The sequence below is a fragment of the Streptomyces sp. NPDC001219 genome, assembly GCF_053597915.1.
In genome coordinates this window covers 26481-33388 of the sequence record NZ_JBSFJF010000073.1, presented here as the reverse complement: position 1 = coordinate 33388, position 6908 = coordinate 26481, and the positions used below count along the sequence as shown (strand labels likewise).

Here is a 6908-nt window from a genome sequence, read left to right as displayed (position 1 = left end):
CTTCTATTGGCGGCTCGCCCCCCGCTCGGGGGGGCCCCCGCGGGGGCCCGGCCGTCGTCGGTGCCGGTGGGGGGCGCGGGCGCCGGTCCGTCAGACCGTGAGCCGGCCGCCCAGCCACGCCAGGGCGGCGGGGATCTCCCGGCGCCAGGTGTTGAAGTTGTGGCCGCCGCTGTCGAGGATGATCGACGAGACCCGGCTCGGCGACTTCGTCTGCTGGATGAACCGCAGCGTCTGGTCGTAATTCGCCTCGCCCTGCTTGCTGCTGGTGACCAGCAGGTTCACCCGGGGCGCGGGCAGATGCCGCTGACGCCACAGCAGGTTGTTCTCGCGCTCCAGCTGCCGGCTGCCGCCGAAGAGGTCCCCGGTCGTGGCATCGCGCGGGGCCTTGTAGGCGCCGGAGAGGGCGACCGCGCTGGAGTACGCCTCGGGGTGGCGCATGGTCATCTTCAGCGCGCAGTAGCCGCCGGTGGAGTCACCGACGACGCCCCAGCTCTTGGCCTCGCGCCCTATTCGGTAGTGCGCCGAGATATCCGCGCGCAGGTCCTTGGTGAAGAAGGTCTCGGTCTGCGGGCCGTTCGGTATGTCCATGCACTCGGTGTCGCGGGGCGGGGCGACGGTCGGGCGCATCATGACCAGGACGGTCGGCTGCATCTTGCGCTTCTTGAGCAGCTCGTGCTGGGTCTGCGGGAAATGCAGCTTCTTGTAGAGCGCCTGGGCGGTGCCCGGGTAGCCGGTGAGCACCAGGGCCGCCGGGAATTTCTTGTGCGCGTATTTCTTCTGGAAGTACTGCGGCGGCAGATAGACGAACGCGGGGCTGGCGATCTGTGAGTGTTCGCCCTGCACCAGCACCTTGTCGATCCGGCCGCCGGTCTCCGGGCGGGAGCCGTTGCGTACGCTCACCCGCTCGGTGCCCAGCATCCGCAGCTCGGTGCCGTGCGGCCCGGTCTTGTAGTCGGTGACCACGCCCGGCTCCTGTTCCTGGCCGAAGAGGTCGGCCCAGGACGCGTAGAAACCGAAGGAACTGTTGGCGTAGAGACCGATCACGGCGAAGAGGGTGATCTGCGTCGCCATCAGGAGGCCGATACGGCCGAGAACGGCGCGCCAGTTCCCCTTGGAGAGGCGAGGCCAGAGCCAGATCGTGAGGACGAACAGTGCCACCGCGACGAGGACGGCAAGAAGCAGCACTTTCTTGCTGGTGAGACCCATGTGGTGCTTTCTTCCGGGCGGCCGGGCCATCCGTACCGCTGGTGGAACCCCGAGCCCTGAAACGCCGTCATACAGGGCGCAAAAAGTCCAGATGCTGCGACAAGGCTCGCACGTTCTCTCGACCGGGGCGACGGGAAAGTGATGTCTGACAGGCTAGATGGCGAAAATTCGGAGACGGTTGCGTGGCGAACGCCACGCTGGCTCCGCGGCCCGCGGCCCGAAGCGGTGCCGGGGATCGTCGGTACGGCCGGTGTGGTCGTCGGCCTGCTGAACCTGGCCGCGGGGGTGTTCCCGCGCTTCCGGCACAGCCGGATGCACGCCCTGGCCGAGGTGCTGCCCGGCGCGGTGAGCCCGCTGGCGGCCGCCGCCTCCATCGTCGTCGGCATCCTGCTGCTCCTTCTGGCCCACGGACTCAAGCGGCGTAAGCGGCGGGCCTGGGGCGCGGCCGTGGCGCTGCTCCCGGTGGGGATCGCCGCCCAGCTCGTCTACCGCCACTCCGTCTTCGGGGCGGTGCTCTCGCTGGCGCTGCTGGTGTACCTGGTGTGGCACCGGCGGGAGTTCGCGGCGCTGCCCGATCCGCGCAGCCGCTGGAAGGCGCTGGCCAACCTCGTCGTCCTCGGCGGGGTCAGCTTCGGCATCGGCCTGGTCATCGTCAGCTCGCACCCCCACAAGACCATCGGCTCGCCCTCCCTCTGGGCGCGCGCCCAGCACGTCCTGTGGGGCCTGTTCGGCTTCGAGGGCCCGGTCGGCTACACCCACCACGTCGACTACACCGTCGGCTACTCGCTCGGCGCGCTCGGCCTGCTGACCGTCGCCACCACCGCGTACCTCGCCTTCCGCCCCGAGCACCCGGCCGCCCGGCTGACCGACGACGACGAGCGGCAGCTGCGCGGGCTGCTCGACCGGCACGGTGCCCGGGACTCGCTCGGCTACTTCGCGCTGCGCCGCGACAAGGGCGTGGTCTTCTCCCCGACCGGCAAGGCCGCGGTCTGCTATCGGGTGATCTCCGGCGTGATGCTCGCCAGCGGCGACCCGATCGGCGACGTGGAGGCCTGGCCGGGCGCCATCGAGCGCTTCATGGCGGAGGCGAAGGCGCACTCCTGGACCCCGGCGGTCACCGGCTGCAGCGAGACCGGCGGCCAGGTGTGGACCCGGGAGACCGGCATGGACGCGCTGGAGCTCGGCGACGAGGCGATCGTGGACGTCGCCGACTTCACCCTCAGCGGCCGCGCGATGCGCAACGTCCGGCAGATGGTCAAGCGCATCGAGCGCAACGGCTACCGGACCCAGGTGCGACGGGTGCGTGATCTGGACCCGGCCGAGCTGGCGCAGATCCAGCAGGCCGCGAACGCCTGGCGGGACACCGACACCGAGCGCGGGTTCTCCATGGCGCTGGGCCGGATCGACGCGGAGGCCGACGGCGACGCGGTGATCGCCACCGCCCATCTGGCCGCGGCCGAGGGCGAGGAGCCCGGCCCGTACGGCGACCTGAAGGCGATGCAGCACTTCGTGCCGTGGGGCGACAGCGGGATCTCGCTGGAGCTGATGAGGCGCGACCGCAGCGCCGACCCCGGGATGAACGAGCTGCTGATCGTCGCCGCGCTGCAGGCCGCCCCGGACCTCGCCGTCAAGCAGGTGTCGCTGAACTTCGCGGTCTTCCGCTCCTCGCTGGAGCGCGGCGAGAAGCTCGGCGCGGGACCGGTCATCCGGGTCTGGCGCGGCATGCTGGTGTTCCTGTCCCGCTGGTACCAGATCGAGTCGCTGTACAAGTTCAACGACAAGTTCCGGCCCCGCTGGGAGCCCCGCTTCGTGGTCTTCCGCAACAGCCGCGACATCCCCCGTATCGGCCTGGCCGCGCTCCAGGCCGAGGGCTATCTGGAGCTGAGCCTGCCGCGCGTACTGCGGCGCAGGAAGGCCGCGCCGCCGCGGCCGTGCGCCCATCTGCCGCAGCCGGCCGCCGCGCCGGGGGCGGTCGAGCGGGCCGCCTGACGGGAGCCCGGACCGGCTGTTCCCCAGGGCGCGCGGCGGGCCGTGGCCCCTGGCCCGCCGGGGCCGGTTCCCGCATGCGGTGGCGGCAATCCGGCCGGTCGGCACACGGCCTACGCTGGTGCCATGAGTACCTTGCGTGGCCGGGTGGCCGGACTGCCGGACTGGGAACGCTGCGCGGTGATGGGCGTCGTCAATGTGACGCCCGATTCGTTCTCCGACGGCGGTGACTGGTTCGATACCGAACTCGCCGTCAAACACGGTCTCGACCTGGTGGCGCAGGGCGCCGACATGGTGGACGTGGGCGGCGAGTCGACCCGTCCCGGCGCGGCGCGGGTCGACGAGGACGAGGAGCTGCGCCGGGTCGTTCCGGTGGTCCGGGAGCTGGCCGCCGCCGGTGTGGTGGTCTCCGTGGACACCATGCGGGCCTCCGTCGCCCAGCGGGCCGTGGAGGCCGGGGCGCGGCTGGTCAACGACGTCAGCGGGGGCGCGGCCGACCCGGCGATGGTGCCGGCGGTGGCCGCCCACCACGTCCCGTTCGTGGTGATGCACTGGCGCGGCCAGTCCATCGACATGAACAACCGCGCCGTCTACGGGGACGTGGTCGCCGAGGTCGTCGCCGAGTTGGAGCAGAGCATGGAGCGCGCGGTAGCCGGCGGGATCGACCCGGACCGGATCGTGATCGACCCCGGCCTGGGCTTCGCCAAGGAGGCCGGGCACGACCTCGCGCTGGTCGCCGGGCTGGAGCGGCTGCGCGCGCTGGGCCGTCCGCTGCTGGTGGCCGCTTCGAGGAAACGGTTCCTGGGCAGGGTGCTGGCAGGCGGCGAGGGAGCCGCCGCACCGCCGGCCCGGGAGCGGGATGCCGCGACGGCGGCGGTGTCGGCGATCGTGGCGCGAGAGGGGGCCTGGGCGGTGCGGGTGCACGAGGTCAGGGCGAGCGCGGACGCGGTACGGGTGGCCCGTGCCGTGGAGTGCGCGGCAGGCGGGACGACGGCGGACACGACGGGAACGGTGTGAGCGGCTTGGGCCCGCAGACGGACATCGAGCTGGTCGAGCAGGCGAACACCACCCTGTACGAGACCATCGAGCGCGGCGATCACGAGGCACTGTCCGGGCTGTGGCTGGACGGCCAGGTGAGCGTGGTCCACCCGGGGTGGCCGGTGTTGCGGGGGCGCGGCGAGGTGCTGCGCTCCTACGCGCTGATCATGGCGAACACCGAGTACATCCAGTTCTTCCTCACGGATGTGGAGATCGACGTCGTCGGCGACACGGCGCTGGTGACCTGCACCGAGAACATCCTCAGCGGCGGGCCCGCCGAGGACGACGGCTCGGTGGGGCCGCTGATCGGCCAGCTGGTCGTGGCGACCAATGTCTTCCGGCGCACGGAGGACGGCTGGCGGGTGTGGTCGCACCACGGCTCACCGGTGCTGGCGGACCGCGAGGACGAGGACGGGGACGACGAGGACGGGGGAGCCGGCGAGGGCGGCGAGGAGGCCCTCTGAGCACCGTCCGGGAGGCGGCCGCCGGGCCGGCGGCTCCCTGGGCGCGGGCGGGGTGTGAGCCTTGCCATGACCGCCCGCCCTTGCGTCCGGGGCGGCGGCCTGCGCGGCCGTAGGGGCGGACGTCAGCCATCCGGGTGAGGGCGCACCCGTTCGAGCCAAGTGCGGCACGGGTAGGGGTGGGGCGTGGGCAGGGGGGTAAGAGGGCCGCGCGGACGATCTCCCGGCCCGCTGGCCGCTGCCTCGCGGGGCGGCATCTAGCAGCAGGACGGGGTCTTGTCCATAGCCCCCGTGGGCGAGGACTGTCGGTGCTCGAAGGTAGATTCGACGGCGGGGAGTGTTGCCGGCGCTGCCGGCGGCGGCCCGGAATCCGACGAACAGTGGCGCCAGAGGTGCCGTGGACCAGTGGGAGTGATTCGCGTGGATCGTGTCGGGCTGCGTGGGCTGAAGGCCCGGGGCCACCACGGGGTGTTTCCCCGGGAGCGCGAGGAGGGCCAGACCTTCATCGTCGACGTGGTGCTCGGTCTGGACACCCGCAGGGCCGCGGCCAGCGACGATCTCGCGAAGACCGTGCACTACGGCGTCGTGGCCGAGGAGGTGGTGGCCGTCGTGCAGGGCGAGCCGGTCGACCTCATCGAGACCCTGGCCGAGCGCATCGCCGACCAGTGCCTCAAGCACGAGGGCGTGCAGGAGGTGGAGGTGGTGGTGCACAAGCCGGACGCGCCCATCACCGTCCCCTTCGATGACGTGACCATCACCATCACTCGGAGCCGAGTATGAATTCCGCCCGTCAGCCGACCACCGCCCCCGCCGGAGCCGCAGCGCCGCGTCCCGGCCTGGGTGACCCGACCGTGCAGCCGGTGCCCGCCTCCGTGGTGGAGCAGGTGGACGCCGCCGATGTGACGCTCTCCAACCCCAAACGCGCCGTGATCTCCCTCGGCAGCAACCTCGGCAACCGCCTGGAGACCCTCCAGGGCGCCGTCGACGCGCTGGAAGACACCCCCGGTCTGCGGGTCAAGGCGGTCTCCCCGGTCTACGAGACCATGCCGTGGGGCGTGGCCCCCGGCTCCCAGCCGACGTACTTCAACGCCGTGGTGCTGATCAAGACGACGCTGCCGCCGGACTCCCTCCTGGAGCGCGGGCAGGCGATCGAGGAGGCCTTCGAGCGGGTCCGCGACGAGCGCTGGGGGCCGCGCACGATCGACGTCGACATCCTGGCGTACCAGGACGTGGTCTCCGACGACCCGCGGCTGACGCTGCCGCACCCGCGCGCCCATGAGCGGGCGTTCGTGCTGGTGCCGTGGCACGACATCGACCCGGAGGCCGTGGTCCCCGGGCACGGCGGGGTGGCCGAGCTGCTGTCCGCGGTCGGCAGCGACGGTGTGGAGCCGCGGGCGGACCTGGAACTGCGGCTGCCGGAGTAGGTGTGAGGGTTGCGGGTCGGCTCCCCGAGGGAGGCATCCGTACGGAACGGACACGGCGGCCGGGACGACAGGGGCGGCCGTGTCGGCAGGGAAGGTCATGACGGTGCGAGGGGCGATCGCTCGGTGAAGCAGCTACACATCAAGGTGCTGGTCGGGCTGTTTCTGGCGGCCGGGGTGCTGGCCTGGGGCGGCGCCCGGCTGTGGGACGCGTTCGGCACCCTGCCCAGCGTTCCCGTCGCCGCTCCGGTCGTGCTGGCGCTGATCGCCGCGATGCTCGCCGCCACCGCGTTCTCCTTCCGGTCGCGGCTGCGCGCTCAGCGCGAGCGCCGGCCGGGTGCCAAGGGCGTCGAACCGCTGGTGGCCGCCCGTGCGGTGATCCTCGGTCAGGCCAGCGCGCTGGTGGCGGCGCTGGTGGCCGGGCTGTACGGCGGTGTCGGCGTCTTTCTGCTGACCGCCGGGCTGGAGGTCGCGCCGCGCCGGGACCAGGCGATCCACGCCGGGCTGTCGGTCCTCGCCGGAGCGGCGGTGGTCGCCGCGGCGATCTTCCTGGAGCGGGTGTGCAAGCTGCCCGACGACGACGGCAACGGGAACGGCGGGGTGGACGCGGCGGTGTGACGCCGGGCCGGGCCGACACGTCGCCGCGGAGGCCGCGAACCGCGGGGGCGGGGCGGGAGAAGACGCACGGCAGCGGGGCCACGGGCCCGCTCCCGGGGGCGTCGGCTCTTCGAAATGCGAAGGACCGGTGGAGAAGTAACCACCGGGAAACGGATCGGTGTGCGTGGCCCCATAAGTC

The 6908-nt window shown here is 72.2% G+C and carries 7 protein-coding genes; 6 read left to right on the top strand and 1 reads right to left on the bottom strand.

All coding sequences use genetic code 11. The annotated features are described in order from the left end of the window. Nucleotides 1–90: 90 nt before the first annotated feature. On the bottom strand, nucleotides 91–1206 hold the full coding sequence (locus ACWC9R_RS31535) for an alpha/beta hydrolase (protein WP_450736626.1): 1116 nt from the start codon (nucleotides 1204–1206) through the stop codon (nucleotides 91–93). 141 nt (nucleotides 1207–1347) lie between these two features. On the opposite strand from ACWC9R_RS31535, the gene ACWC9R_RS31530 reads away from it, so the two are divergent. From ACWC9R_RS31530 to ACWC9R_RS31505, 6 genes are all read left to right on the top strand, one after another. Next, on the top strand, nucleotides 1348–3195 hold the full coding sequence (locus tag ACWC9R_RS31530) for a phosphatidylglycerol lysyltransferase domain-containing protein (RefSeq protein ID WP_450736625.1): 1848 nt from the start codon (nucleotides 1348–1350) through the stop codon (nucleotides 3193–3195). Nucleotides 3196–3318: 123 nt separating this feature from the next. After that, a complete protein-coding gene (gene folP, locus ACWC9R_RS31525) occupies nucleotides 3319–4209 on the top strand; it encodes a dihydropteroate synthase (protein ID WP_450736623.1) in 891 nt (296 codons plus the stop codon). A gap of 5 nt (nucleotides 4210–4214) precedes the next feature. Next, nucleotides 4215–4694 (top strand): nuclear transport factor 2 family protein, encoded by a 480-nt coding sequence (locus tag ACWC9R_RS31520; protein WP_362610603.1) that lies wholly within the window; start codon nucleotides 4215–4217, stop codon nucleotides 4692–4694. 417 nt (nucleotides 4695–5111) lie between these two features. Further along, a complete protein-coding gene (folB, locus tag ACWC9R_RS31515; RefSeq protein ID WP_450736621.1) occupies nucleotides 5112–5471 on the top strand; it encodes a dihydroneopterin aldolase in 360 nt (119 codons plus the stop codon). Further along, complete coding sequence (gene folK, locus ACWC9R_RS31510; RefSeq protein WP_450736619.1) at nucleotides 5468–6115, top strand: 2-amino-4-hydroxy-6-hydroxymethyldihydropteridine diphosphokinase; 648 nt, start codon at nucleotides 5468–5470, stop codon at nucleotides 6113–6115. Before folB ends, folK begins: the two co-directional genes overlap by 4 nt. A gap of 123 nt (nucleotides 6116–6238) precedes the next feature. Further along, nucleotides 6239–6730, top strand: a complete 492-nt coding sequence (locus tag ACWC9R_RS31505; protein ID WP_362610597.1) for a DUF3180 domain-containing protein — start codon at nucleotides 6239–6241, stop codon at nucleotides 6728–6730. Nucleotides 6731–6908: the final 178 nt, after the last annotated feature.